The sequence below is a fragment of the Pseudomonas sp. R15(2017) genome (genome assembly GCF_002112685.1).
GTDB classification, from domain to species: Bacteria; Pseudomonadota; Gammaproteobacteria; order Pseudomonadales; family Pseudomonadaceae; genus Aquipseudomonas; species Aquipseudomonas glycinae.
Genome location: NZ_NEII01000003.1, coordinates 532,482 through 557,620 on the forward strand (window position 1 = coordinate 532,482; position 25,139 = coordinate 557,620).

Sequence of the window (25,139 nt, forward strand, 5' to 3'; positions counted from 1 at the left end):
TCGGCGGCCTTATTTGCTGTTGTTACTGTATTCGCTCCAGTTCTTCGCAGCGGAAGCCCCGGTCCCGACAATCGATGCCGACGGCACCAACTGGCTGATCAGGCGATTCCAGCGAGTCACGTTGGCAGGCCCGACGTAGACCACGTCCTGGGGCCGCACTTCGAAGTGCGAAGCGAGCGCCATGGCGGTCGGCGATTCGGCTTCCAGCTGATAGATTTTCGCCGGCTCGACGTCGAGGTTTTCCACCCCGCGAATCACATACACGGCGTTGCCGTTGGAGGTGGTCTGGCTCAAGCCACCGACCGACCCGAGCACGTCGGACAGGTTCATGGTGGCGGTCTTGAAGCTCAGCGCACGGGGTTGGTTGACCTCGCCCATCACGTAGATGCGCTTGTTGTCGTTGTACGGCAGATACAGCTGATCGCCTCCCTTGAGGTAGACGTTCTGCAATTCGGAATCCTGCTGATTGAGCGCATCGAGATTGAGCGGATAGACCCGCCCGTTGCGCGTCAGCATCAGCCCCGACAAATCGGCATTGTTGGTATCGACACCGGCCGAGCCGAGGGCTTCGACCACGCTCAGCGGGTTGGTCGAAATCGCCTGGGGGCCGGCCTTGGCCACAGCGCCCGAGACCACGACTTTCTGACTGGCGAAACGCAGCACCGCGACATCCACTTGTGGCTCGGCAATGAACGCCGAGAGGCGTTGCTCGATGTCCGAACGCAGTTGCTGGATGGTTTTGCCGGCGGCCTGGACTTCCTTGATGTACGGGTAATACAAGGTGCCGTCGGAACGCACCAGACGACCGTTGGCGTCGATCTGCTGCTGCGCACCCGAAGGGGCGGTCAGCTCGGGATGATCCCAGACCGTGATGTACAGGACATCGTTGCTGCCGATGCGGTATTCGGCCGGGGTCGCCAACAACTCCGCCGGCACCGACTCACGCTTGTACGTGGCGCGGTTCATGGCGATGAGTTTGGGGGTGATCGGAATGAGCTCGACCCGGCTGCTTTCGCTGGCGCCCTGGCGCGTGATGCTACTGGTGCTCAGGTACTGGCCGGGGGAGAACATGCAACCTTGCAAAGCGATACTTGCCAACAATAAAAGAGAAAAACGACGGGTCATAATGGCACTACGCTATTCAAGGGCGAATCCAAAAACAAAGTCACCCGACTTTCGTCGGGCGACCCTGTACTGCACCAACAGATACTTCAGTTAGTTGTGCGTGCCGGTTGTACCCGTGGTACCGGTGGTACCCGTTGTACCGCCGTTGGCACTTCCACCACTGTTGGACGCCGCTACAGCACTGGCGACCATGGCAGTACTGGCAGCAGGCGCTGTAGAAGCCGCGACACTGCCAGATACATTGGTCACTGCTGTAAGCGGCGCTTCAGCTGCGGAGGCCCAGTTGCTCAACATCGTCAACAGGGCGATCGCCATCACTTTCTTCATATCAACTCCTTTCTAACATTGCACCTGAACATCGGGTGTTGGTTAGAGGTGGTAGAGTTCAAGTCGCAAAAAGCGCGAACAAGATCCGTTGTTCTTTCACAGTCTTACCCAACTGATAAAAGTCGAACGGCAGGTTTATATCTACGGACTTGCAAAAGGCATTGCCAGTCTAATTTCCCGACGATATCTAACAACCTGACTGAAACTAACATTGCACTAAAACGCCATCATCCCTGATAACCCCGGGGATGATTCGATTGCCAGCGCCAGGTATCGGTGACCATGTCCTGCAAGTTGCGTGTGGCTTTCCAGCCGAGTTCCTTGGCGGCCTTGGAGGCGTCGGCCCAGCTTTCAGCAATGTCCCCGGAACGCCGTGGCATCACCCGGTAAGGCACCGGCTGCCCACAGGCCTGTTCGAAAGCCCGCAGCACCTGCAACACGCTGTAGCCGTCGCCGGTGCCGAGGTTCCAGGTATGAATGCCAGTGCGGTCTGCGATGGTTTGCAGGGCTTTCAAGTGCCCGTCCGCCAGATCGACGACGTGGATGTAATCACGCACGCCGGTGCCGTCGACCGTCGGGTAATCGTCGCCGAAGATCGACAATTCCTTGAGGCTGCCGACCGCCACCTGGCTGATGTAAGGCACCAGATTGTTCGGAATGCCGTTGGGGTCTTCGCCCATCTGGCCGCTGTGATGCGCGCCGATCGGGTTGAAGTAGCGCAGCAGCGCGATGCTCCAGCGCGGTTCGGACTGGCACAGGTCGCGCAGCACGTTCTCGACGATCAGCTTGGACTGGCCGTAGGGATTGGTCGGAGTGCCGGTCGGGAAATCCTCGCGGATCGGCATCTGCGCCGGCTCGCCGTAGACCGTGGCGGACGAGCTGAACACCAGCCGGAACACCCCCGCCGCTGCCATTGCCTGGCACAGCGTGATGCTGCCGCTGACGTTGGTTTCGTAGTATTCGAGCGGCTTGCGCACGCTCTCGCCCACGGCCTTGAGCCCGGCGAAGTGCAGCACGGCATCGATGGCGTGCTGCTGGAAAATCCGGTCCAGCAGGGCCCGGTCACAGACATCCCCGCGAATCATCAGCGCACTTTTGCCGCAAATGGCTTCCACCGCGTGCAAGGCGGCGTCGCTGCTGTTGCAAAGATTATCCAGAACTACAACTTCATAACCTGCTTCAAGTAGTGCAAGTGTGGTGTGCGAGCCGATATAGCCGGCGCCACCCGTTACCAGAATCTTCATAGCGCGGTCCATAAGTGGGAAAAGTGCCAACTCGCGTGTCAAGCGCTGTTTGTTTAATGTGTGTCTTGATTCACACAAACAGCGCGACAACAACCAGAAACAAAAACAGTTCAATCACTGGCTATAAATATTTTTACAAGCCAAACTGTATTGCCTGGTACTTATTAGCACTCCCGCGCATTCATCACTATCAACGGATGCCGACTAAAAATAACCAATAACTGTCAAACCGACATCTCATAACATTGTCGTGTTTTACACTCATTGCTATTTGCCACTCATCTCCCGAGTCAGGTATTAAAGTACAGCTTCAATAACTTGCAACCTTCGTTATTGCAATAAACGATGGCAGTGCGCCATGAATGACCAGGAAACTTTTATGATCCGTAAATGTTTGTTCCCCGCTGCCGGTTATGGCACGCGTTTCTTGCCGGCCACCAAAGCCATGCCCAAGGAAATGCTGCCGATCGTCAACAAGCCGTTGATCGAATACGCCGTTGAAGAAGCACGGGACGCCGGCCTGCAACACATGGCCATCGTCACCGGCCGGGGCAAGCGCGCACTGGAAGACCACTTCGACATCAGCTACGAACTCGAACACCAGATTCGTGGCACCGAGAAAGAGAAGTTTCTGGCCGGCACTCGCGAGCTGATCGACACCTGCACCTTCTCCTACACCCGTCAGGTGGAAATGAAAGGCCTGGGCCACGCGATTCTCAGCGGCCGCCCGTTGATCGGCGACGAGCCCTTCGCCGTGGTGCTGGCGGACGACCTGTGCCTGAACCTGGAAGGCGACGGCGTGCTCACGCAGATGATCGAGCTCTACAAGAAATTCCGCTGCTCGATCGTCGCCATCCAGGAAGTCCCGCGCGACCAGACCCACAAGTACGGCGTGATCGCCGGCGAGGCAATTTCCGAGGGCATCTACCGGGTCAACCACATGGTGGAAAAACCGGCCCCGCAGGACGCACCGTCGAACCTGGCGATCATCGGCCGCTACATCCTCACACCGGACATCTTCGACCTGATTGCCGACACCGAGCCGGGCAAGGGCGGCGAAATCCAGATCACCGACGCCCTGATGAAACAGGCGCAGAACGGTTGCGTGCTGGCCTACAAATTCAAGGGCCTGCGCTTCGACTGCGGCGACGCCGAGGGTTACCTGCAGGCGACCAACTTCTGCTACGAAAACGTTTACCTGAAGGGCCGCTGAGCGGCCCCACTGATCCATCGCAGCACGCACAGCCACCGAGGCAACCATGAACATTGCACAACATTCCGCAGAGATTGAACGTGAGGTGGACAACCTCGGGGTGATGAGCTGGTTATCCCGCCATCAGCCATTGCCCAGCGCCAATGGCCCGTGGCTGGGCACCCTGCTGCTGGTCGACCGCCTCGGCGTGTTTCCCTCGTCCGGGGACATACGCCGACCGATGCGCGATCCCTATCCCCTGCTCGCCCACCTGAAACGGATTTACGGCGAGCAGGCGCTGGAGGTCGATGACCGCGACGGCCTGAAGATGATCTTCAGCGACTGGCGTTTCCGCGTGCGGATCTGCTGCAACGACCCGGCGATCATCGTCAATGTGGAAACCCGTTGCGTGACGCAGTTGATGCCGCAGAAAACCGCAGAACTGCTGAGCCATCTGGATCTGTTCGACAACTGACGGCTACTTCGAAGTCTCGCCACAGCTGTCCTGTGGCGAGACTTTTTGCTGTCCGCCCACGACCCAACGATAGAAGTAATCGGCAATCACCCGCCCGCCCGTGGCCGGCAGCGGATGAATCTTGTCCGGCCCGATCATGGCCGCCGAGTAGCGTTTGACGTCGGTGCCGAACGCGCATTGCAGATTGGCGTAACCCAGACGCTGCTCACGGGCCCAGGGCTCGATGACCTGCGCATAAGCCGACATCGGATACGCGCTGGAGCGGGTGGTGTCCTGACGCAGGATCAGGTTGATGCTTGCCGCCGGTTGAATCTCGCGGAGCATGCCGACCAGCCCCTGAACGTTATGCAGGTACTGCTCGGGCTTCACGCCGAAACCCTGATCGTTGCCACCGAGCATGATCAGGTAAATGTCTGCGGGGATCTTCGACACCACGGCTTTCCACTGCGCCTGCCAGCGGGCATCGTCGTGGTAGAAATCAGCGGATGCCGCGCCGGACGCCGCCAGTTTCGAGACCCGAACCCCGTCCTGATCGTTGCTCAACCACAGGCCGAACAAGGTCGGCGCGCCTTTCACCACTTCCAGCCTGAACGCCCAATCGGTCGCGGCCGACGTACCGGGCAGCGGGACTTCCTGTACGCCCTCGCCTGCGAGTTTCAACGGCCGCCAATCGGCGGAAGGTGACCAGCGATAACGCAGCTCACTGGACTCACCGTTGCCGAGGTAAAGCAGTTTCGCCTGAGTGACCGCGGTGTTGATGGCAGGCGTCGGACTGGCCTCGACTTGCAGCCAAGCACCGGGCCGGCCGGTCACCGTGCGGCTGTCGGGGCTGGCCTGGCCGAGGCCGGAGACCTGCCAGTCGCCGCCGAAGTATTTTTCGCTGCTGCGGGTGTACTTGAAATGCGTGCCGCCGAGCGCTGCGCCGTGGTTGAACCCGACATACCCCGGCCCGGCAAACCCGACCTCCCCGGCCACGCGTTGCACCAGTTTGTTCAGGTAGAAATCCTGCCCCGCGCTGTAGCTGTCGCCGATCACCGAGATCGACAACACCTTGCCGGCCTTGCCTTCGCGCCACTGGCCAAACCGCTCGCGGGCGTCACCGACCTGCACCACCGACGCCGCCACCGGCGGCACCTCATCAACAGCCAGCATGAATCGCTTCCTTCATCCGTTCTGCGCCACCGGTGCGATGGTCGCCGCCGGTTTCTTTTTAGTCGCCGCACGTTCGCCGAGAAACAGCACTGAAGTGAAGTTGAAGCGACTGAAAATCATCGACAACACCACCGGCCCGAGCAAACCACACGTCAAACCGCAGAACACCAGCACGCTTTCGTCTTTCACACCCAGGCGGCCGAGGATCGAACGCGACGTAGCGGCGAACAACACGTGAAACAGGAAAATCGCGTAGGAATAACCGCCAAGCCAGGTCAGCGCCTTCGAGCGCATTTCACTCGACAGCAACGCGATGCACGACACGCAGCCCACCGTCAGGCCGATCAGGCTGCGGCGGTCGACAATCATCTCGCGATCCACCGCCGCCACGTACAGCAGCGTCAGCGAGATCAGCACAAACACCAGCGGGCCGATCACCTTGAACGTCTGCTTCAGCTCGCTGACTTTCTCCTGGCCGATCATGCCTGCCACGAAGAAAGGCAGCAGATAAATCGCCCCGTTGATACCCAATGCGTCCACGGGAAACGGCGGCAACAGGAACACCGCCGCCGCGAAGGCGAACAAAAGGTACAGGCGCGTCGGTGTACGCAGCAGCCCACGCCATTCCAGCAGGCCGACGAACATGAAAATGATGAACACCGCCTGCAGGAACCAGAAGTGGTTGATCGGCACGTAGAACGACAACAGCGCATCCATCACGCTGACGTCCTTGTTCACCCCCGGCCCGACCGCCTGCAACACCGAGAACGGCACACCGACGCAAAACAGCGGCACGATCAGCCGCCGCACCTTGCCGCTGAAGAACGCGGAAAAGTCATTGCCGCGAATCTTGTAGAGGGAATAGATGTAGCCGGAGATGAAGGTGAACAGCGGCATGCGCACGTACACCATCGAATCGGCGATCACCCGGAACGGCGAGCCGATGTCGATTTTCAAACCACCGCCCAACGGCCCGATCACGTGATAGAGCACCAGCAACAGGCACGCCAGGCCACGCAGGGTTTCGATCTCCAGGGACTTTTTCTTGCTCGACATAAAGCACCCGCCTCAATTCAGAATTCTTGATTCAACCTTCACCGGCTTGTTCGCCCGCAGCATCAACCCCAGGCCCACGAACAGCACCGGCACCACCATCGAAAAGTGCCGGGCGAACGAGCCGAAGTCCGGTTCGAACAAGCCTTGAACCAGCAGAAACGCCAGCGGAATCGCGATCAGTTCCTTGGGTTTGGTCTGGATCGGCGCGCCCTTGTAATCGGTCGAGGTGATGACTTTGAACAGCAGCAGCGCGGTCATGATCATCAACGCCACGAAGATCACCTGGCCCGGCCCGGACAGCAGGATCAGCTCAACGGGAAACGACAAGCGGAAGAAAATGATCATCGAGTCCAGGGCCTGCGAGACGAAGTCGCTGCCGCTGAGCCACGAGACGATCAACGATTTGGAACCCTCCTCGCCCGCCGTGCGCAGTTCGTTGTTGCTGGCGCGAATCGATGACACCGGAAAGCCCAGCGCCAGCTGAATCGCCATGGCAACCGCGAGATAAAACAGGAACAGCATCAGGAAGAAGGTCGTGCGCGAGACGTATTTCTTCATCACGCAGACGCCGACCCAGGACAGCGAAAACAGAATCCAGTAAGGCCGGATCAGCACGCCGTAGATCACCGCCGAGAGGAAAAATCCGCCGCGATATTTGCGCGTCAGCGAGCTGAACAGAATGCTCAACACCGCCACCGACACGATGATTTCCTTGGTCAGGTTTTCCAGAAAAAACGAACGCACGATGCCCCACAGGCACAGGGTGCCGAAGATGGTCAGCGGCATGCGCCGGAACACCACCACGGGAATCGCCGTGAGGAAAAAGTTGCAGAACATCCCGTAGGCCCAGGCGTTGGTCAGGTTGATCCCGGTGGGCCGCAGCAGGAATGCCGAACACTCGTAGGACGAGCGATCCGGCGAGAACGGGTTCCAGAAATTACAGTTGTCGGCCCGGGCATAGGACGACCACAGGGTCATCGCGTCCGGGCCCGGATCGCGCGGCACCAAGAGCGGCATCGCCACCGACAGAAACAGCCCGGTGAACAGGATCAGGAACGACAGCGACGAATCGAGACGGCGGCCGCGAAACTCGATGCACGGCAGTTTCAGGCCCATGACACGACAGCCTTTTTCGCCCGCGTGGCACGGGTCAGCAGCGCAATCACGCCGAGCTGCACGATGATCGCAAACACGTTGCCCCAGGCCGCGCCGTAGATCGACCAGTGCTTGATCAGCAAATAACTGACCGGCACTGAAACCAACAGACAAATGGCCGCGCTGGCGAGGGATACCCGACTGTTTTTCGAAGCGATCAACCCGCCCCAGACGATGTCACCAATGGCACGCAGGGCGAAGGAGAAAATCAGCACGCCGAGGATGCCGTTGTCCGGACGCGGAACGCTGGTGGCGACGTAATCGAGCACCACGTTGAAGAACAGATAAATGCCCACCGCGACCGCCGCCGACACCGCCAGCGACCGCGCGACCCATTTGTTCACGAACAACTGCCGGACCGTGAACGGTTGCTGATCGGCTTGATAACGCTTGGCAAGCAGCGGAATGCCGACCACCGCCACCACCGCGTACGACAACGCCTGCAAGGTGTTGGCCGCCGACCACGCGTACACGTATTTACCGAGGCTTGCGTAGGGTTCGAGGTCGATGATCAGAAAGCGCTCGGCGTACTGACTCAGGGCGATCAGACCCGTGCCGAGATAAAACGGCAACCCGGCTTTCCACACGGCGGCGGTGGCCAGCGTTCCCTCTTCCCGCCCGCGATGAACATTCACCACGATCAGGTAACCGGCGACGATCACCAGCACGTTGGCGATGACCCACAGCCACAGCACGCTGGCGATTGCGGACACCCAACCGAGCGCCATGCCGCCCACGGCCAGCAGCGCCCAGAGCCCGGTCTTGATGAAAAACAGCAGCGCACCCGCCGTGGCTTTCTGCGCGGAAAACACGAACGAGTTGATCTCGAACGACAGGTGTTCGGTGAGCAGCACCAGCGTCACACAGGCGATCAGTGCGGTGGTCGCCTCCACCGACTGGAACAGCGAATAGATCACCACCGTCAGCACCGACAACGCCAGGCCCACGGCCAGGTACAGCAGCAGCACCTTGTCCACGACCCGGCGCGAACTGCCGCCGACGCTGATCAACCGGTTGATCTCGGAACTGAAACCGACGCTGTAGAACTTCGACGCGATCAACGACGCCGCAACCACCACGCCGTAGAAACCCAGCGCCTCGTAACCGAGGTAATGGGTGATGGCGAGCACCAGCAAGAACTTCGCGCCCAGTGCCCCGCCCCGCAGCAACAGCCGGAATATCATCGAATGACGCCCTTGATGATGTCGTCCATGGCCACGGTTTTCGCCTCGATCTCGCGGCAGGTGTCGGTCAGGCGTTTGCCGAAATTCGACAGCGCGTCAGGCGCGTAAACCGTGTCGATGATGGTGTCGACATTGATGTCGCCGCCGTTGATGACCCAGTCCTCGACGCCCATGTCCTGATAGGCGCCGAAGCCTTTGCGTTCGTAGCTGATGTGGTACGCCGGCACGCCCGAGAGCAGCGATTCGATCGCGCCGTGCAGGCGTACGGAAATCACCAGGTCCGGTTGGTATTTGGCCAGCGTTGCCTTCAGCGGCAGCAGGTCCTCGGTGATGCCCAGTTCGCGATAGAACGCGCCGTCATCGTTACCGCGCACGGCGCTCTGTACGGCGCAGACCACTTTGCTTTTGTTCTTCAGGCGCTGCAGCAGCACCTTCAGGTTGGCCACATAAGCCAGCTTCTTTTCCTTGCTCCACGCTGGCGGCTTGCGCAGCACCACGCACACCGTGGCCGGCGTCGAGGCGCAGCGGGTGAACTTGGGTTGCTGAAGGATCTTGCCGGCCAGCGCCTGCACTGCAAGATCCGGCGCGCGGTAGACGTTTTCACAGGCATCGAACAGCGCCGAGGAACGGTTATCGCGCACGAACACCGCATCGGCGCTGGCGTAGTGGCCGACGATCTTGTCGCTGTCGCCGTGGAACGGCCCGATGCTTTGCGGCAGGTACACCGACGGCACTTTGCTGAGGATCGCGGTTTCCAGTTGCTTGGCGTGGCCGAGTTTCAGCTTGATGTGCTCGAAGGCACTTTTCGAGCGCATGTAGCCGCCGCCGACGCCGACGATCAGATCGGTTTTCTTCAGCAGATCCGCCAGCCCGGCGTAGGACTGATTGAGAAACACCGCCTGTTTGACTCGGCCCAAACCCTTGGCCGCCATCACCGGCGCGTCGAAACGCGGGTGCGGCAGGTACTTGAAAGAGTCCGGATCGGACGCAACCACGCTGATCGCGGTGTCTTCGCCAAAGTTGCGCTGCACCAGGGCGATGGCCAGATCGACCAACAGACCATCGCCAGAATTGGAGGCACTGTAGCCATGCAAAATCGTTACGTTCATGAGCGGAGTTCTACTTAATAAGAGGGAGCGGAATACACGTCGTAGGTCTGGCGGATCATCAACGCGGCGCTGAAACGCTCGCGGACGATGCGCCGACCTTCGATGCCGAGGGCCGACAACGCAGGCTTCTGGATTTTCTTCAGGCGCTCGGCCAACGCCTGGTGGTCACCGGCAGGGAACACGTAACCGGACACACCATGGGTCACCAGTTCGGGCAACGACGTGCAGTCGCTGGCGATCACCGGCAGGCCCAGCGCCATGCCTTCCAGCGGCACCATGGCAAAGCCTTCCCAGCGGCTCGGGACGATCAGCGCATCGGCTTTCCGATACAGCGCGTGTACCTCGGTTGGCGTCACCCAGGGCAGGTATTCCACCCCGTCCAGCGGCGGACATTCGACGACGTCCTCGTTCACCGCGCTGCCCACCACCGTCAGTCTCAGGTCGCTGCGCTGTGCTTCGCTGTAGGCCTTGAGCAATACGTCGAAGCCTTTCTGGTAGTCGAGGCGACCGACGAACAGCAGATGAATCGGTGCCGGATCAACGACTTTGCGTTCTTCATCCTTGTGGTCGATGCCGTTGTAGATCAACGTCATGCGCTGGCGCTCGATGCCAAACTTCGCGGCCTTGTCCAGCTCGAACTGGCTGACACAGATGATCTTGTCCGTGACCTTCTGCAGCACCCGCTCGATCCACGCATAGACTTTCTGCTTGATCGGCGAGCTTTCCATCAGGAACGAAAACGCATGGGGGCAGTAGACGATTTTCGGCTTGCGCCATGGCCGCAGGAGCACGCATACGCAACGGCCGATCACCCCGGAAAAGGTGCTGTGCAAATGCACCACATCCGGTTTTTCCTTTAGCAGGACCCGCGCCAGTTGCCAGGCGAAACGCAGCAGCGACGGCACATTCCGCCCGCTTCGGGCGAAGGTGCGGATCCGCTGTGGATCGATGCCGTGCAGTTCTTTCTTCTGGTCGAGCGGGACCAGATACACCAGCTCATAGCGCCCGTCTTCCGGAGCCGCCGAAATCGTGCGGATGACTGTCGCCACCCCGCCTTTGATCGTTTCCGCCACGTGCAGTATTTTTTTCACAACCCACCCACTTTCATGCCTGTAAGGACCGTCGCTGAGATTCAGGACTGGTCGGACGCGTATTCGTAGTTGTAATAGCTGCCGTTGCCGTAATAGCTGGCCGCGCGCTTCTCGACGCCGTTGAACACCGCGCCCTTCAACTCGATACCGTTCTGGGCGAAACGCCGGATCGTCATTTCGATTTCCTTAGCCGGGTTCACCCCGAACCGCGCAACGATCAGACTGATGCCGGCTTCGCGACCGACAATCGCCGCATCGGTCACCGCCAGCAGCGGTGGCGTGTCGATGATCACCACGTCATAGCGCTCGCTGAGTTGCGCCAGCAGTTCGCGGAAATTGGCGTGCATCAACAGTTCGGAAGGGTTGGGCGGGACCTGGCCACGGCTGATGAAGTGCAGGTTGTCGACTTCGACCTTGTTGATCGCCTGTTCGAGGGTGCAGCGCTTGACCAGCAGATCGGACAAACCGTTGGTGATCGGCGTGTTCAGCGTCTTGTGCAGATGCCCTTTGCGCATGTCGGCGTCGATCAGCACCACGCGCTGCCCGCTCTGGGCCATGACCGCTGCGAGGTTGGAAGAGACGAAGGTCTTGCCGACCTGCGGGCTCGGGCCGGAAATCATGATGCGGTTGTTGGTCGAATCCAGCGCCGCGAAGTGCAGGCAGGTGCGCAGGCTGCGGATCGATTCGATGGACAGGTCCGTCGGGTTGCGCAGGGCCAGCAGGTACGCCGGCGTGTCCGCCGCGACTTTGGCCCGGACTTTTTTGCTGTCCTCTTCCTGTTGCAGGGCGCTGTAGGGAATCGACGCGTAGACCGGCAAGCCAAGCTGCTCTATGGCTTCCGGCCCTTCCAGGCCCTTGCTCAGGGATTTGCGCAACAGCACCAGCGCCACGCCGACGAAGGCGCCGAGGAAAGTGGCGATCAACACGATCAGGGCTTTTTTCGGTTTGACCGGGCTGGTCAGGTCGACGTCCGCCGTATCCACCAGGCGCACGTTACCCACGGCACCGGCGCGAATGATGTCCAGCTCCTGGGATTTGTTCAGCAACTGGGTGTAGATCTGCGAAGCGACTTCGACATCGCGGGTCAGGTTGAGCAGTTCCTGCTGCGTGGCCGGCAGGTCCTGCACCTTGCCTTCCAGCGAACGCTGCTGCTGGGTCAATTCACCGATCTGGGTCATCAGCGCGCGGTAGGCCGGATGCTGTTTGGTGAACTTGCGGTCCATCTCCGCCTGTTGCAGTTTCAACTCGGAAATCCGCGTTTCGAGCGCCACGGACTGACCGAGCACCGATTGGGTTTCCAGCGAGATGTTCACGGTCTTGCCGTGGGTCTGATAGGCGTTGAGCGCGTCGCTGGCCTTGGCCAGATCACGCTTGACCTGCGGCAACTGGCTTTGCAGGAAGGCCAGGCTCTGCGCCGCTTCGGCGGAGGTGCGGCGCACGTTCTGATCGACGTACAGCGCGGCGATCTTGTTGAGGATCTTCACCGCTTCGGCGGCGTCGCTGCTGGCCAAAGCCAGACGGATGATGCCGGACTCCTTGCCTTGCTCGGAGATGTCCAGCGCGTCCTGATAACCCTGAATGGTCACGATTCGGGGGTAGCGCACCACTTCGAAACGGGTCCCGGGGTTGGCCAACAGCTGCGTGATCTGCCCTTCTACGCCGTCCTGGGCGAAGGCTTCGCCTGCCACGCCGTCGACCAGCAAGTTGTCGTTGTCGTCCAACAGCTGAAAGCGATGCTGCTCGCCGGCAATCAGGGTGAGCTTCTTGCCCAGCAATTCCTTGGGCAGATTGAGCTTGGCAAACTCCAGGCGTTCACCGCCCCAGGCGTAGCTGCTCAGGCCGAAACGCGGCGGCGCGACGCTGAGTTCGGTCTCACCGCGATAACGCCGGGAAAGAAAGCCGCCGATCAGCGGAAAGGTGTTGGGGGTGACGTCGATGTCCAGGCGCAGGTCGTCGACTGTCTTGCCGATCACCGCGCGGGATTTGATGATGCCGATTTCGGTCACCGACGGCGATTGCCCGCCGAGCATGCTGTTGAGGTCGGAAAAACCGAGCATGTCGTTCTTTTTCGGTTCGACCTGCACCAGCGCGTTGGCCAGATACACCGGCGTGGCCAAAATCGCATAGGCCACACCGGTCATCATGAACGCGCCGGTGAACGCACCGATCAACCACTTCTGATCGATCAGGCTGCCGAAGATGCCGAGAAGATCAATACTGTCTTGATCATTTTCACGGGTGCCGATTACTGACGGTAACTGCATAAGTCTTTCTTACCATTCACTGAACTGAAGAATATTCATCAACGCGCCAGGCGTTGCGCCCATGAGCTAACAGCATCTTCAATCAATGCATGGGCATGAATAAAAGCGGCTTGCCCCTGACGATACGGGTCCTGTATTTCTCGTTCGCTCTGCCACTTGCCCAGCAGAAACACTTTGCCCCTGGCGTGAGAGGCAATCTTCAGTACTTGATTAACATGTTGTTTTTCCATCACCAGAATCAGGTCTGATTCATTGACGATGTCCGCTGTCAGTTGCCGCGCCTTGAACCCTTCGGCACTGTGGCCGCGCTCTTCCAGCACCTGGCGCGCGGTCGACTCCATGCCTTCGCCGACCCGCGCAGACAGGCCCGCGGAGGTCACACTGATCGCCGAGGGGGTCAGCGCATTGCGCAACAGAAGTTCCGCTGTCGGACTTCGGCAGATATTGCCTACGCAAACGACAAGAATCTTTTTGAACAAGGTTTACTTTCCCGTGTAATGTCAATCGGCCAACATGCCTTGCAAATTCGAGTGAACCCGCAAGACCTTCCTTCACTCGGAAATAGATTCACCCCTTAATACCGATGCATTAAGTACCACGGCCTCTAAAAGTCTCCCAACCAGAATTACCGGACTAAAAATAACTGTGATTTTCAGGCGAAAGTTTTCCGACAAAAAATAACATTCGTGCACTTAGTATCCTGATCGCCCTCGAAACCTGTGTAACGAGATAACCCTTCGCTAGATGTCATTCTCATCAGGAGAGCCGACATGAAATCAGCACATCTCAAACATCTGGGTGCCGCCACCCTGTTGATGCTCAGTGCTAACGCACAGGTTCACGCCAGTACGCTGTTCCCATCATTGCCCACCCGAACCATCGGCGTGCAGGTCAAGATCCAGAACTTCACCCCGACCGACGCCGAGCAGATCAAAGCGGCCGGATTCAGCTTTGTGCGCTTCGGCGTCTGGAGCGACAGCCTCGGCGCCAAGGCCTATCAGAAACAGATCAGCGATGCGTTTGCGGCGGCTCGCTCCGCCGGGTTGCCGGTCTTGATGACCGTGCGCGCCACCAAGCCGTTGAGCGGCGACCTGGCGACCGCCGGCGAGGCCTTCGCCAACGCGGTAACCGGGCTTGAGCAAAGCTGGAGCGCGCAACTGGTAGGGATCGAAATCTGGAATGAGCCGGACCTCGACACTTACTGGCCCACTGGGGACTTCAAAAACACCTTCGTGCCGTTCATGACGGCCATGTGCAAGACGCTGCAAGGCAAGCCGCAATCGACGCCCCTGGTGGGATTCGGTTTCGCCCGTCCACCGACGGCCGGCTCCGCCTCGACCGTGGCACTCAACAGCATTCTCGGCACGTATCCCGAGTGCCTGGATGCCATTTCCTATCACCCCTACGGCATGACCGCGACGCAGATCAGCAACGCGCAGACCTTCATCCAGCAAAACTTCCGTCTGCCGGGTGTTATCAGTGAATGGGGCGTCTCGGCGCTCGCTTCAAACGGTGGGCCGGAAGGGCAAGCCAGTAAAATCTCCGCGTTCATCGCCGATGTTAAAAAACTCAACATTCCGCTGACGTCGATTTATGAATGGAAGAACAGCGAATCGGGCAGCAACGACCGGGAGAAGAATTTCGGCCTGCTGACCTCCGACGGCCAGCCGAAACCGGCACAGGCGGCGGTCTCGACTCATTTGAACGCCGATTGAGCGGTACAGCGGGTCGGTTGCTTTGAACCTGTGGTCCTTTTTGGCATCGTATTGATCGATAACGCGCCCCGCCTTTCAAACAGCCGTTTTCAGGTTGTTGCCACCGGGGCGCTCGATACGCCGACATGCCCTTGAGTGGCTGTCGGCGCTCGGGTAATGTCACCAGACCCATAGGACAGAGCACGCTCATGACTTCCAAGCTGGAACAACTCAAACAGTTCACCACCGTCGTGGCCGACACCGGCGACTTCGAAGCGATTGCCCGGGTCAAACCGGTCGACGCCACCACCAACCCTTCCCTGCTGCTCAAGGCAGCGGCGATTCCGGCCTACGCCGAACTGCTGAACGCCAGCGTGCGCGACTGCAAGGGCGATGTCGGCCTGGCCAGCGACCGTTTCGGCGTCGCGGTCGGTCAGGAAATCCTTAAAGTGATCCCGGGCCGCATTTCCACTGAAGTGGATGCGCGCCTGTCGTTCGACCAGGACGCGGTGCTCAAGCGCGCCCATCGCCTGATCGAGCTGTATGACAAGGCCGGCGTTGGCTGTGACCGCGTGCTGATCAAGATCGCCTCGACCTGGGAAGGCATCCGCGCCGCCGAGATCCTCGAGAAGGAAGGCATCCAGACCAACCTGACCCTGCTGTTCTCCTTCGCTCAGGCCGCTGCCTGCGCCGATGCCGGCGTGTTCCTGATCTCGCCGTTCGTGGGCCGCATCTACGATTGGTACAAGAAGGCCAACGGCAACGACTACACCGGTGCCGACGATCCGGGCGTGCAGTCCGTGACGCGCATCTACAACTACTACAAGGCCAATGACTACAAGACCGTGGTCATGGGCGCGAGCTTCCGCAACCTCAGTCAGATCGAGCAACTGGCCGGCTGCGACCGCCTGACCATCAGCCCGGACCTGATCGAGAAACTGGCGGCCGACACCGGCAAGCTGGAACGCAAACTTGCTCCGGGCCATGCCGGCGAAGCGCGCCTGAGCCTCAACGAAGCGCAATTCCGCTGGTTGTCCAACGAAGACGCGATGGCTACCGAGAAACTGGCCGAAGGCATTCGTCAGTTTGCCCGCGACCAGGAAAAACTCGAGGCGCTGCTGCAAGCCAAGCTGTAATCAGCCGAGCGCAAACGCAAAAAGGGCGAACCCTCACAGGTTCGCCCTTTTTTGTGCCTGGCGGATTGATCGATCAATGCCGCTCGAGGGCATTCACCAGGTCATGGAAGGCTTCGCGGTTGGAGTCGTTCAGGCCCATGAGGATCTTGTGCGCTTCAAGCACCTTGATCCGCACCACCTCTTCCGACTGATCCTGATCCGGCAGATCATCAAGGCATTCCGGGCACGGCACGGGATGATTGACGATATTGAACACCTGCTCGAAACCCATCGACTGCAACAGACGGGTGATGTCCTCGTGGGTGGTGACCACGGTCGGCAGCAGGCCGACCTTCTGCCGCGACAGGATCGACAGCTTGGCCAACAGGCCCAGGGTGGTGCTGTCGATGCTGCGGGTTTCGGTCAAATCGATCACGATCGCGTTGAAATTCAGCGCGGTGAAGATTTTTTCAATAGTCGCATCCAACGCCGAACACAGGGTCAGGCGAACTTCACCGACGAACTTCAGGACGAAGGTGCCGTCCTGCTCGGCGAACTGGATTCTACCGGTACTCATCAAAGATTCCTGCTCAACACCAACAGGGCGATATCATCCGGCATCTCCCCTAGCGTGGCCAATCCAAAAACCTGCCGCAGACCATCCAGGCTGCCGCCCGCCGACTTCACCTTTTGCGGCAAAGCGGCTTCTTTCTCTTTGAGTGTGGGCTCTGGCAAAAGATCCAGAATGCCATCAGACATCAGCGTCAGGCTGAACGTCGGTGGCAGCTCAAGCACGTGGTCTTCGTAGGTGGCTTCGTTGAAAAGCCCCACCGGCAGACCGCGCCCTTCGAGGTAGCGAACACTGTCAGGCGTGTACAACACAGGCAACGGCAGATGGCCGCCGATGCTATAGGTCAACAAACCGGTCTCCTCGTCGATGACTCCACCGACCATTGTGACGTGTTTACCCAGCTTACAACTGATCAGCCCCCGGTTGATATGACCGAGGACTTCCGAAGGCTTGAATTCCGGCAGCGTGCCGTTGCGCTTGGATTCGAACAGCAAGCGCGTGGTCATGAACTTCAACAATACGGTGACGAACGCCGAAGAAGCACCGTGACCGGAAACGTCCGCCAAGTAGAACGCCACCCGGCGCTCGTCGACCCGAAAGTAGTCGACAAAATCACCCGACAGGTACAGCGACGGGATGATCTGGTGCGCGAACCTGAACTCGTCGATGGCCCACGGACTTTCCGGCAACATGTTCATCTGCACCTGGCGACCGGCGTTCTGGTCCTCCTGGAGCAGGTTCAGGCTGGCTTCGAGTTCGCGGTTGGCCTTTTCCAGTTTCTCGCGGTAGCGCTGGTTTTCCAGCAGCAGGCGCGCACGATCCAGGGCCCGGCGCACGGAATGCTCGAGCACGGCCAGATCTTCGAGAGGCTTGATCAGGTAATCCGCCGCGCCCAGTCGCAGGGCCTCGACCGCGTCGTTCATCACGCCGGCGCCCGAGACCACGATCACCGGAGTCTGCGGTGACCGCTCAGTGACCTGACGGATGAGTTCGAGACCGCCCATCTGCGGCATGCGCAGATCGCAGATGACCAAGTCGGGCGTGTCTTGCTCGAATACCTGAAGACCCTGCTGGCCGTTACTGGCCTGCAAGACGCTGAAACCACTGTCTTCCAAATAGGCCGCGAGGCTCGCGCGCACTACTTCGTCATCATCGATTATCAGCAGCGTGGCACTGGTTTTTGGCATGTGGGCAAACGGCGCCAGAATTAGGTTGGCGTAGCAGGCGGGGCAACGGCCCGGCACAGACTACTGGATTCGCTTTCTAGCCTCTCTGCTGCACCGCTTCGGAGCGTTCGTCCCGCACACGGTTGCACCAGAGGTGCCCTTCTAAGGCGCAGACGGTACTCCCATCCTTCGAGCGTTTCAAGCATGCGCCGATGGTCGCTTGGAGACTTTGTTTGTCAAATCACTCGCAGTTATAAGAACGGCTTCAACCGTAACCCAATCATTGGACGCACCCACAAAAAAGGCGACCTCGCGGTCGCCCTTTCATATCGATCAATCGAGATCAGAAATCGTCTTCAACCTGCCCGTCCTTGACCTTGAACTCGCGGTTCTGCAGGTAGGCGTTGCGGATGAAGGTGTACTTGTCGCCGCTGATCAGCTTCTCGCTCGACAGCAGGCTGGCGCGGGTATCAACGATGTTCAGGCCGAAAATCGAGTTACGCACCGGCACATCGTTGATGTAGCGGTACGGGCCGGTGAAGCTGTCGACGTACTTGGACGGCGCGTCGCGCAGGGTGCTCGGGCCCATCAGCGGCAGCATCACGTAAGGACCGCTGCCGACGCCCCAGTAGCCGAGGGTCTGGCCGAAGTCTTCGTCGCTGCGGTTCAGGCCCATTTTGGTGCCGACGTCGAAGAATCCGAGCAGGCCGAAGGTGGTGTTGAAGATCAGGCGCGCGGTGTCGACGCCGGCCGCAGCCGGTTTGGCCTGAAGAATGTTGTTCGCCAGGTTGGTGACATCACCGACGTTGCGGAACATGTTGTGGATGCCGTCTTCCAGGAATTGCGGAGTAACAAATTCGTAGCCCTGCGCCAGCGGCTTCAGCGCATAGGTGTCGACGAAATCGTTGAACTGGAAGATCGGACGGTTGACGCTTTCCCAAGGGTCTTCTTCCGTTGCGGCTTGAGCGGCGAACGGCACCAGCATCACGCTGGCACATACACAAAGCTGAGCAAGAGGATGGCTCCAGCGCATAGAAAACTCCTTGGATAGTACGGACGCAGCACCTGGGCCGCGGCGATTAGTGCGTCAGTATAAGACGGAAACGGCACTTTAGGCAGTTCCCCCGGTGAAACCCTCTGTAGGACGTTTCGTCACTGGCCTGTCATGCAACTGTCACCGATGTTGCCTAGCCTGATCGCTATTTCAGGGACGTTTTCCATGCCTCAAGCCGAAGCCTTGCCCCTCGCGGCACCGACGCTGACCGCCGTGCTGTTCGGACTCAGCGGCTGTCTGGTGGACTTCGGCGCCCGCGCCCGTCATCACACCAGCGTCGGCCCGGAACACGCCGACGTCACACCCGGCGCCCTGGACAGCCTGCGCAGCCTGCAGCGCCAGCAAATTCCCTGCGCCTGGCTGGATGAGTTGTCTGCAAGCTTCACTCAAGTGCTGTCATCCACACTGCCTGACTGGATCAAACCGTCGCAACATTCGGCAACAATCAATCCATGGCCGGCGCCAAACGCCTGCTGGCAAGCGCTGATGGGCTTGAATGTCGGTCGCCTCGACGGTTGCGTATTGGTCAGCGGCGAACCGCGCCTGCTGCAATCGGGCCTGAATGCCGGGTTGTGGACCATCGGCCTGGCGTCCTGCGGTTCACTGTGCGGCCTGGCGCCAAGCGAATGGCAGGCCCTGAGCCAGAAGGAGCGCGAACAGCTGCGCGGCAAGGCGACGGTGCAGCTGTTCGGCCTGGGCGTGCACTCGGTGATCGATCATCTGGGCGAACTCGACACTTGTCTGGCGGACATCAACCTGCGCCGCCTCAAAGGCGAAAAGCCCTGACCGGGATCATGCAGGTTGGCCAAGAGTGGATTAGTCTTAAGGAGAGCCATAGACCTTTGGCGCACGGCTGCGGTCTATGCCAGTGCCTCTCGATAAAAGGAAACAACCATGCCCGCTCAAGAACTGCAGAAACAGCTCAATGCCCTGCGCGAGCAACTGGATCAAAATCCTCCGCTGACCGAAGCCGAGCGCGCTGATCTACATGCCCTGATGGAACAGATCGAACTGGAACTTGAACTGGAAACCAAAACCAAGGACTCCAACATTGCCGATGGCGTGAACCTGGCCGTTGAGCGCTTTGAAGTTGATCACCCTACCATCGCCGGTACATTGCGCAACATCATGAATTCCCTGGTCAGCATGGGTATCTGAAACCCCGCGAATACAAAAAAGCCCTGCCATCACTGGCAGGGCTTTTTCATGTCCGCGAGGCGGGTTACTGACGAACCAGACGGTGGTTCGGCAGTTGCACGCTTTCAGTGCTGCGGTACGGGTTGATGTCCAGGCCGCCCCGGCGCACATAACGCGCAAACACCGTGAGTTTTTCCGGCTTCAGCAGGCGCTGCAGGTCGAGGAAGATTCGCTCCACGCACTGCTCGTGGAAGTCCGAGTGCTGACGGAAGCTGACGATGTACTCCAGCAGGCTGGCGTGATCCAGCGCCGCGCCACGGTATTCCACCACCACGCTGCCCCAGTCCGGCTGACTGGTCACCGGGCAGTTGGATTTGAGCAGATGGCTGTGCACGCTCTCCTCCACCACCCGCGAATCGTCGCAGCGCAGCAGCTCAGGACGCGGGTGTTCGTAGTTGCTGACGCTGATATCCAGATCGTCGATGCACACGCCCGGCAGCGCCACAACGCCTTCGGCTTCGACGTCTTTCAGGCTGCGGACGCGCACGCCCACCGGTTTGCCGGCAGCAGCGGACAAATCCTTGACCAGCGTCGCCTCCAGGCTCGCGTTGTCGGCGAACGGCGTCTGGTTCAGCGAGTTCAAGTACAGCTTGAAAGACTTGGATTCGATGATGTTCGGCGAATCCGCCGGAATGCTGAATTCACCGATCGCCACCACCGGTTTACCCGACGGCAGCAGCCACGACAGTTCGAAGCAGTTCCAGACATCCACGCCTTTATACGGCAGGGTCTCGGCGGTCAGGCCCAATTCGGCCCATTTCGCGGTGCGCGGGATCGGGAACAGCAGGGACGGCGTGTACGTGGCGATGTATTCGCTGGATTTGCCCAGCGGCGAATGTTCGGCTGCGGGATGCATGGCGGAAACCTGACTGAAGAATCAGCGGATTCTACCAGTCTTTGCTTCCGCCTTTGAGTGCTTACTGACTGACAGTCAGTTTGCCGACCATTCCGGCCTGGTAATGCCCGGGAATATTGCAGGCAAACTCCAGGTTCACCGCTTTGCTGAAGGTCCAGGTCAACTCGGCGGTCTTGCCCGGTTCCACCAGCACGCTGTTGGGGTCGTCATGCTTCATGCCATGCCCCATCGAGCCGTGATCCATGCCCGCCATGTCGTGGGACATTTCCTTCATGCCGGTCGGCGTCAGCACGCCGCTTTGCTGCATCTGCAACATTTCCTGCTGATGTTTTGCATGCATCGTTGCGTCGCCGAGGTTGAATTCGTGCAACAACTGGCCTTTATTCACCAGCACAAAACGAACGGTCTCACCGGCCTTGATCTCGATCGCCTTCGGATCGAAGCTCATGTCGCCCATCACCACTTCAATGCTGCGGGTGGCCTTGGCCGCCGGGGCCGGCTGGCCGAAGTCATAGGTGTGCGCCGGCGACGCCCACAGCGGCGAACTCAGCGCCAGCAGACACGCGGCAAGGGCCAGACGGTTGCGCAAAAACATAGTCGTACTCCAATAAATCAAGGTTCAGCCTGTGGGAAACTCTAGCCCGCCTGCGCTGGCAGCGAACTGACAGAGAGATTACAACTTTGTCAGTTTGGCGCTCACCGCGTGAGCCCACGGTATAACGTCCTCGTTCCCGCTACCCGAGTTGCCCATGAAACTGCTGATCGTCGAAGACCAACCCAAAACCGGCCAGTACCTGCGCCAGGGCCTGACCGAGGCCGGTTTCAACACCGAACTGGTGGCCGACGGCACCACCGGCCAGCAATTGGCGTTGAGTGGCGACTATGCGCTGCTGATCCTCGATGTGATGCTGCCCGGACGCAATGGCTGGCAGATCCTGCAAGCGGTGCGCAGCGCCGGCCTGGAAACGCCGATCCTGTTTTTGACCGCCAAGGACACCGTGGAAGATCGGGTGCACGGCCTCGAACTGGGCGCCGACGACTACCTGGTCAAACCGTTCGCTTTCTCCGAACTGCTGGCGCGGGTGCGCAGCCTGTTACGCCGCGGCAGTTCCACGCCCCAGGAAACCAGCCTGCGCCTGGCCGATCTGAGCCTGGATCTGATCCGCCGCCGGGTCGAACGCAACGGTCAACGTATCGACCTCACCGCCAAGGAGTTCGCCCTGCTGGAAATGCTCCTGCGCCGCCAGGGCGAAGTGTTGCCTAAATCGCTGATCGCCTCGCAGGTCTGGGACATGAACTTCGACAGCGACACCAATGTGATCGAAGTGGCGATTCGCCGACTGCGCCTGAAGATCGATGACGACTTCCCCAACAAACTGATTCACACCGTGCGCGGCATGGGCTACGTCCTTGAAGAGCGTGCCGACTGATGCGCCGATTGTCCTTGAGCGGTCGGCTGGCGCTGCTGTTCGCCGGCTGCACCGCAGTGGTTTCGCTGGTCGCCGGGGTTGTGTTCAATCGGGCCAGCGAAGGCCACTTCATCGAACTCGACCAGCAATTGCTCGAAGGAAAACTGCTCAGCGTGCGTCAGACGCTGCGCAGCGGTAGCGACGCCGCGCACATCACCGATGAATTGAGCCAACAGGGCGATGTTTCGTTGCGTATCAGCAGCTCTGAGGGGCAGCGCTGGTTCGGCCGCTCGTTGCATGCCCCGGCGAACCTGCCGCAACAGCCCGGCCTGGCCACCATCAGCGACAACGGCACCGACTATCGCCTGCTCAACGCCGCGCTTGAACCGGGAAAACCCGATTCCCCGCAATTGACCTTGCTGCTGGACATCACCCACCACCAGCACTTCCTGCAACGCATGCAGCATCTGATCTGGCTGACCGTCGGCCTCTCGGCGCTGGCTACCGCGCTGCTCGGTGCCTGGGCCGCCCGCAGCGGTCTTCGCCCGCTACGACGAATGAGTGCGGTCGCCCGTGGGATTTCGGCGCAATCGCTGAATGCCCGACTGCCGGAAGCCCGAATGCCCGCAGAACTCGCGGAATTGGCCCACAGCTTCAACGCCATGCTCGGACGTCTCGATGACTCCTTTCAGCGGCTGTCAGCGTTTTCTGCTGACATCGCCCATGAACTGCGCACCCCATTGTCGAACCTGCTGACCCACACTCAGGTCACTCTCACCCGCCCTCGCCCCCTCGAAGACTATCGCGAGGCACTGCACAGCAACCTGGAAGAGCTGCAATGGATGGCGCAGTTGGTGAACGACATGCTTTATCTGGCCAAGGCTGACCACGGCTTGCTGATGCCCAAGCGTGAACCGCTGGAGCTGGCGGAAGAAGCCGATGCGTTGCTGGAGTTTTTCGCGCCGCTGGCCGAAGACGCCAAGGTCAGCCTGAGCCGTGACGGTGCGGGGCGGTTCGAGGGGGATCGCGCGATGTTGCGTCGGGCGCTGTCGAATCTGCTGGATAACGCGTTGCGCTTTACCCCTGCTAACGGCGAAGTGCGCGTGCAGGTGGCCGAGCAGGCGAAATCCTTGAGGGTGACCGTGGAGAACAGTGGTGAAGGGATTTCTGCGGAGTTGTTGCCGCGTTTGTTCGACCGCTTCTACCGGGCGGATCCGGCGCGCCAGGAAGGCAGCAGCGAGCATGCGGGATTGGGGCTGGCGATTACTCAGTCGATCATCCGGGCCCATGGCGGGCAGATTCATTGCGAATCGGCTCAGGGCTGGACGCGGTTTGTGATTGAGTTGCCTCGAAGCTGATCGTTCCCACGCTCTGCGTGGGAACGAGCATCAGGATGCTTAGGAATAGCGCAATGCGTGCGCCGGTTCGATCTTCGCCGCCCGCCACGCCGGGTAAACGGTGGCCAGGAAGCTGAGGATGAAGCCCGCCGAGCAGATCAGCAGCACGTCGCCGCCCTGCAATTCCGATGGCAAGTTGCTGACGAAGTACACGTCCGAACTGAAGATGTGCTGCCCGGTCACTCGCTCCACCCAGCCCACCATCTCACTGACATTCAGCGCAGCAATCACGCCCAGCACGCCACCAATGATGGTGCCGACGATGCCGATCACCGTGCCCTGCACCATGAAGATCGCCATGATCTGCCGTGGTGTGGCGCCGATAGTGCGCAGGATCGCAATGTCCGCGCCCTTGTCGTTCACCACCATGATCAGGGTCGCGATGATGTTGAACGCCGCCACCGCGACGATCATCAACAGCAACAAGCCGATCATGGTTTTTTCCATCTTCATCGCGCTGAACAGGCTGCCCTGGGTGTGGGTCCAGTCGTCAGCCTTGAAGTCGGCGCCTAATCCGGTGGCAATGTCCGACGAAACCTTCGGCGCGGCGTACAGATCCTTCACCGCCAGTCGCACGCTCTGCACCTGATTCGGCTCCCAGTGCTGCATGGTCGCGGCGTCGGAGACGTGGATCAGGCCCATGGAGCCGTCGAGTTCGGCACCGACCTTGAACACGCCGACCACGTTCAGACGCTGCATGCGCGGGGTGATGCCGCCCGGTGCGGTGCTGACTTCCGGCACGATCAGGGTGATCTTGTCGCCGACATTGAGACGGAAACGCCGGGCGGTGATTTCACCCAGCACTACGCCGAATTCACCCGGTTTCAAGGCATCGAGACGGCCCTGAACGATGTGCTGGGCAACGATCGACACCTTGCCTTCCTGGGCCGGATCGACGCCGCTGATCTGGATCGGCTGCATCATGCCCTTGTAGGACAGCATGCCTTCCATCTCGGTGAACGGCACGGCGGCCGTCACTTCCGGGTTCTTCATCGCGGCGGCGGCCACTGGCTGCCAGTCATCGATCGGCTTGACGCCAACGATGGTCGCGTGCGGCACCATGCCGAGGATGCGCGAGCTCATTTCACGCTGGAAGCCGTTCATCACCGACAGCACCACGATCATCGCCAGCACGCCGAGGGCGAGGCCGATCATCGAGGTCATCGAAATGAACGAAACAAAGCGATTGCGGCGCTTGGCGCGGGTATAGCGCGTGCCGATAAAGATCGATAACGGTCTGAACATTCGCTGGGGCACCGTATAAAAATAAAAGACCCGATGCCTTTTCAGGCACCGGGTTTCAAGC

At 59.9% G+C, this 25,139-nt stretch carries 25 protein-coding genes; 8 read left to right on the forward strand and 17 right to left on the reverse strand.

Going from position 1 to position 25,139, the window contains the following annotated elements; translation table 11 throughout:
• Window positions 1-9: 9 nt before the first annotated feature.
• From CAF77_RS09410 to galE, 3 genes are all read right to left on the reverse strand, one after another.
• Complete coding sequence (locus CAF77_RS09410; protein ID WP_176243895.1) at window positions 10-1,125, reverse strand: polysaccharide biosynthesis/export family protein; 1,116 nt, start codon at window positions 1,123-1,125, stop codon at window positions 10-12.
• A 90-nt stretch (window positions 1,126-1,215) separates the two neighbouring features.
• Entirely contained in the window at window positions 1,216-1,452 is a 237-nt protein-coding gene (locus CAF77_RS09415; protein ID WP_003226528.1) for a hypothetical protein, read from the reverse strand.
• A 227-nt stretch (window positions 1,453-1,679) separates the two neighbouring features.
• A complete protein-coding gene (gene galE, locus CAF77_RS09420; RefSeq protein WP_039772766.1) occupies window positions 1,680-2,696 on the reverse strand; it encodes a UDP-glucose 4-epimerase GalE in 1,017 nt (338 codons plus the stop codon).
• Window positions 2,697-3,075: 379 nt separating this feature from the next.
• On the opposite strand from galE, the gene galU reads away from it, so the two are divergent.
• Both galU and CAF77_RS09430 read left to right on the forward strand, forming a co-directional pair.
• Window positions 3,076-3,909 carry a UTP--glucose-1-phosphate uridylyltransferase GalU gene (gene galU / locus CAF77_RS09425; RefSeq protein WP_011335161.1) on the forward strand — a complete coding sequence of 278 codons (834 nt, stop codon included), beginning with the start codon at window positions 3,076-3,078 and terminating at the stop codon, window positions 3,907-3,909.
• 46 nt (window positions 3,910-3,955) lie between these two features.
• Window positions 3,956-4,363 (forward strand): mannose-1-phosphate guanylyltransferase, encoded by a 408-nt coding sequence (locus tag CAF77_RS09430; RefSeq protein ID WP_039772767.1) that lies wholly within the window; start codon window positions 3,956-3,958, stop codon window positions 4,361-4,363.
• A gap of 3 nt (window positions 4,364-4,366) precedes the next feature.
• Here the strand turns inward: CAF77_RS09430 and CAF77_RS09435 are convergent, their stop codons facing one another.
• From CAF77_RS09435 to CAF77_RS09470, 8 genes are read right to left on the reverse strand one after another with little or no spacing between them, the layout of a single operon-like run.
• Entirely contained in the window at window positions 4,367-5,515 is a 1,149-nt protein-coding gene (locus CAF77_RS09435) for an SGNH/GDSL hydrolase family protein (protein ID WP_085654371.1), read from the reverse strand.
• 12 nt (window positions 5,516-5,527) lie between these two features.
• The gene (locus CAF77_RS09440; RefSeq protein ID WP_085654372.1) at window positions 5,528-6,571 is read right to left on the reverse strand and encodes an acyltransferase family protein; all 1,044 of its coding nucleotides are present in this window, start codon (window positions 6,569-6,571) and stop codon (window positions 5,528-5,530) included.
• A gap of 12 nt (window positions 6,572-6,583) precedes the next feature.
• A complete protein-coding gene (locus tag CAF77_RS09445; RefSeq protein ID WP_011335164.1) occupies window positions 6,584-7,687 on the reverse strand; it encodes a hypothetical protein in 1,104 nt (367 codons plus the stop codon).
• Window positions 7,678-8,910 carry a polysaccharide biosynthesis C-terminal domain-containing protein gene (locus CAF77_RS09450; RefSeq protein WP_064381064.1) on the reverse strand — a complete coding sequence of 411 codons (1,233 nt, stop codon included), beginning with the start codon at window positions 8,908-8,910 and terminating at the stop codon, window positions 7,678-7,680. Before CAF77_RS09450 ends, CAF77_RS09445 begins: the two co-directional genes overlap by 10 nt.
• Window positions 8,907-10,019 carry a polysaccharide pyruvyl transferase family protein gene (locus tag CAF77_RS09455; RefSeq protein WP_039772772.1) on the reverse strand — a complete coding sequence of 371 codons (1,113 nt, stop codon included), beginning with the start codon at window positions 10,017-10,019 and terminating at the stop codon, window positions 8,907-8,909. Before CAF77_RS09455 ends, CAF77_RS09450 begins: the two co-directional genes overlap by 4 nt.
• Before the next feature lie 14 nt (window positions 10,020-10,033).
• Complete coding sequence (locus CAF77_RS09460; RefSeq protein WP_064381066.1) at window positions 10,034-11,110, reverse strand: glycosyltransferase; 1,077 nt, start codon at window positions 11,108-11,110, stop codon at window positions 10,034-10,036.
• Between the two features lie 41 nt (window positions 11,111-11,151).
• Window positions 11,152-13,374, reverse strand: coding sequence for a polysaccharide biosynthesis tyrosine autokinase (locus tag CAF77_RS09465; RefSeq protein ID WP_085654373.1), 2,223 nt, complete (start codon window positions 13,372-13,374; stop codon window positions 11,152-11,154).
• 38 nt (window positions 13,375-13,412) lie between these two features.
• Entirely contained in the window at window positions 13,413-13,853 is a 441-nt protein-coding gene (locus CAF77_RS09470; protein WP_011335170.1) for a low molecular weight protein-tyrosine-phosphatase, read from the reverse strand.
• A gap of 291 nt (window positions 13,854-14,144) precedes the next feature.
• On the opposite strand from CAF77_RS09470, the gene CAF77_RS09475 reads away from it, so the two are divergent.
• Together CAF77_RS09475 and tal are read left to right on the forward strand one after the other, a co-directional pair.
• Window positions 14,145-15,089: a glycosyl hydrolase family 5 gene (locus CAF77_RS09475; protein ID WP_085654374.1), complete on the forward strand. Its 945-nt coding sequence runs from the start codon at window positions 14,145-14,147 to the stop codon at window positions 15,087-15,089.
• A 188-nt stretch (window positions 15,090-15,277) separates the two neighbouring features.
• On the forward strand, window positions 15,278-16,204 hold the full coding sequence (gene tal / locus CAF77_RS09480) for a transaldolase (RefSeq protein ID WP_085654375.1): 927 nt from the start codon (window positions 15,278-15,280) through the stop codon (window positions 16,202-16,204).
• A 73-nt stretch (window positions 16,205-16,277) separates the two neighbouring features.
• On the opposite strand, the gene rssC is transcribed toward tal, so the two are convergent.
• The 3 genes from rssC to CAF77_RS09495 all read right to left on the reverse strand — a co-directional run bounded on the left by rssC (window position 16,278) and on the right by CAF77_RS09495 (window position 18,953).
• Complete coding sequence (gene rssC, locus CAF77_RS09485; protein WP_003226553.1) at window positions 16,278-16,760, reverse strand: anti-sigma factor antagonist RssC; 483 nt, start codon at window positions 16,758-16,760, stop codon at window positions 16,278-16,280.
• On the reverse strand, window positions 16,760-17,941 hold the full coding sequence (gene rssB / locus CAF77_RS09490; RefSeq protein WP_041475374.1) for a two-component system response regulator RssB: 1,182 nt from the start codon (window positions 17,939-17,941) through the stop codon (window positions 16,760-16,762). Before rssB ends, rssC begins: the two co-directional genes overlap by 1 nt.
• Before the next feature lie 322 nt (window positions 17,942-18,263).
• Window positions 18,264-18,953 carry a VacJ family lipoprotein gene (locus CAF77_RS09495; protein WP_011335174.1) on the reverse strand — a complete coding sequence of 230 codons (690 nt, stop codon included), beginning with the start codon at window positions 18,951-18,953 and terminating at the stop codon, window positions 18,264-18,266.
• Between the two features lie 186 nt (window positions 18,954-19,139).
• Between CAF77_RS09495 and CAF77_RS09500 the strand changes: the two genes are divergently transcribed.
• Together CAF77_RS09500 and CAF77_RS09505 are read left to right on the forward strand one after the other, a co-directional pair.
• Complete coding sequence (locus tag CAF77_RS09500; RefSeq protein ID WP_064381073.1) at window positions 19,140-19,760, forward strand: hypothetical protein; 621 nt, start codon at window positions 19,140-19,142, stop codon at window positions 19,758-19,760.
• Between the two features lie 108 nt (window positions 19,761-19,868).
• Window positions 19,869-20,132 carry a DUF4404 family protein gene (locus CAF77_RS09505; protein WP_039772780.1) on the forward strand — a complete coding sequence of 88 codons (264 nt, stop codon included), beginning with the start codon at window positions 19,869-19,871 and terminating at the stop codon, window positions 20,130-20,132.
• Window positions 20,133-20,196: 64 nt separating this feature from the next.
• Here CAF77_RS09505 and queF read toward each other — a convergent pair whose 3' ends face one another.
• Together queF and CAF77_RS09515 are read right to left on the reverse strand one after the other, a co-directional pair.
• Window positions 20,197-21,027, reverse strand: coding sequence for an NADPH-dependent 7-cyano-7-deazaguanine reductase QueF (queF, locus tag CAF77_RS09510; protein WP_085654376.1), 831 nt, complete (start codon window positions 21,025-21,027; stop codon window positions 20,197-20,199).
• 61 nt (window positions 21,028-21,088) lie between these two features.
• The gene (locus tag CAF77_RS09515) at window positions 21,089-21,622 is read right to left on the reverse strand and encodes a plastocyanin/azurin family copper-binding protein (RefSeq protein ID WP_064381078.1); all 534 of its coding nucleotides are present in this window, start codon (window positions 21,620-21,622) and stop codon (window positions 21,089-21,091) included.
• Between the two features lie 154 nt (window positions 21,623-21,776).
• On the opposite strand from CAF77_RS09515, the gene CAF77_RS09520 reads away from it, so the two are divergent.
• Both CAF77_RS09520 and CAF77_RS09525 read left to right on the forward strand, forming a co-directional pair.
• Window positions 21,777-22,457 (forward strand): heavy metal response regulator transcription factor, encoded by a 681-nt coding sequence (locus CAF77_RS09520; RefSeq protein WP_064381080.1) that lies wholly within the window; start codon window positions 21,777-21,779, stop codon window positions 22,455-22,457.
• Window positions 22,457-23,794, forward strand: coding sequence for a heavy metal sensor histidine kinase (locus CAF77_RS09525; protein WP_085654377.1), 1,338 nt, complete (start codon window positions 22,457-22,459; stop codon window positions 23,792-23,794). Before CAF77_RS09520 ends, CAF77_RS09525 begins: the two co-directional genes overlap by 1 nt.
• A 39-nt stretch (window positions 23,795-23,833) precedes the next feature.
• Here the strand turns inward: CAF77_RS09525 and CAF77_RS09530 are convergent, their stop codons facing one another.
• The gene (locus CAF77_RS09530; RefSeq protein WP_064381083.1) at window positions 23,834-25,078 is read right to left on the reverse strand and encodes a lipoprotein-releasing ABC transporter permease subunit; all 1,245 of its coding nucleotides are present in this window, start codon (window positions 25,076-25,078) and stop codon (window positions 23,834-23,836) included.
• Between the last annotated feature and the right edge of the window lie 61 nt (window positions 25,079-25,139).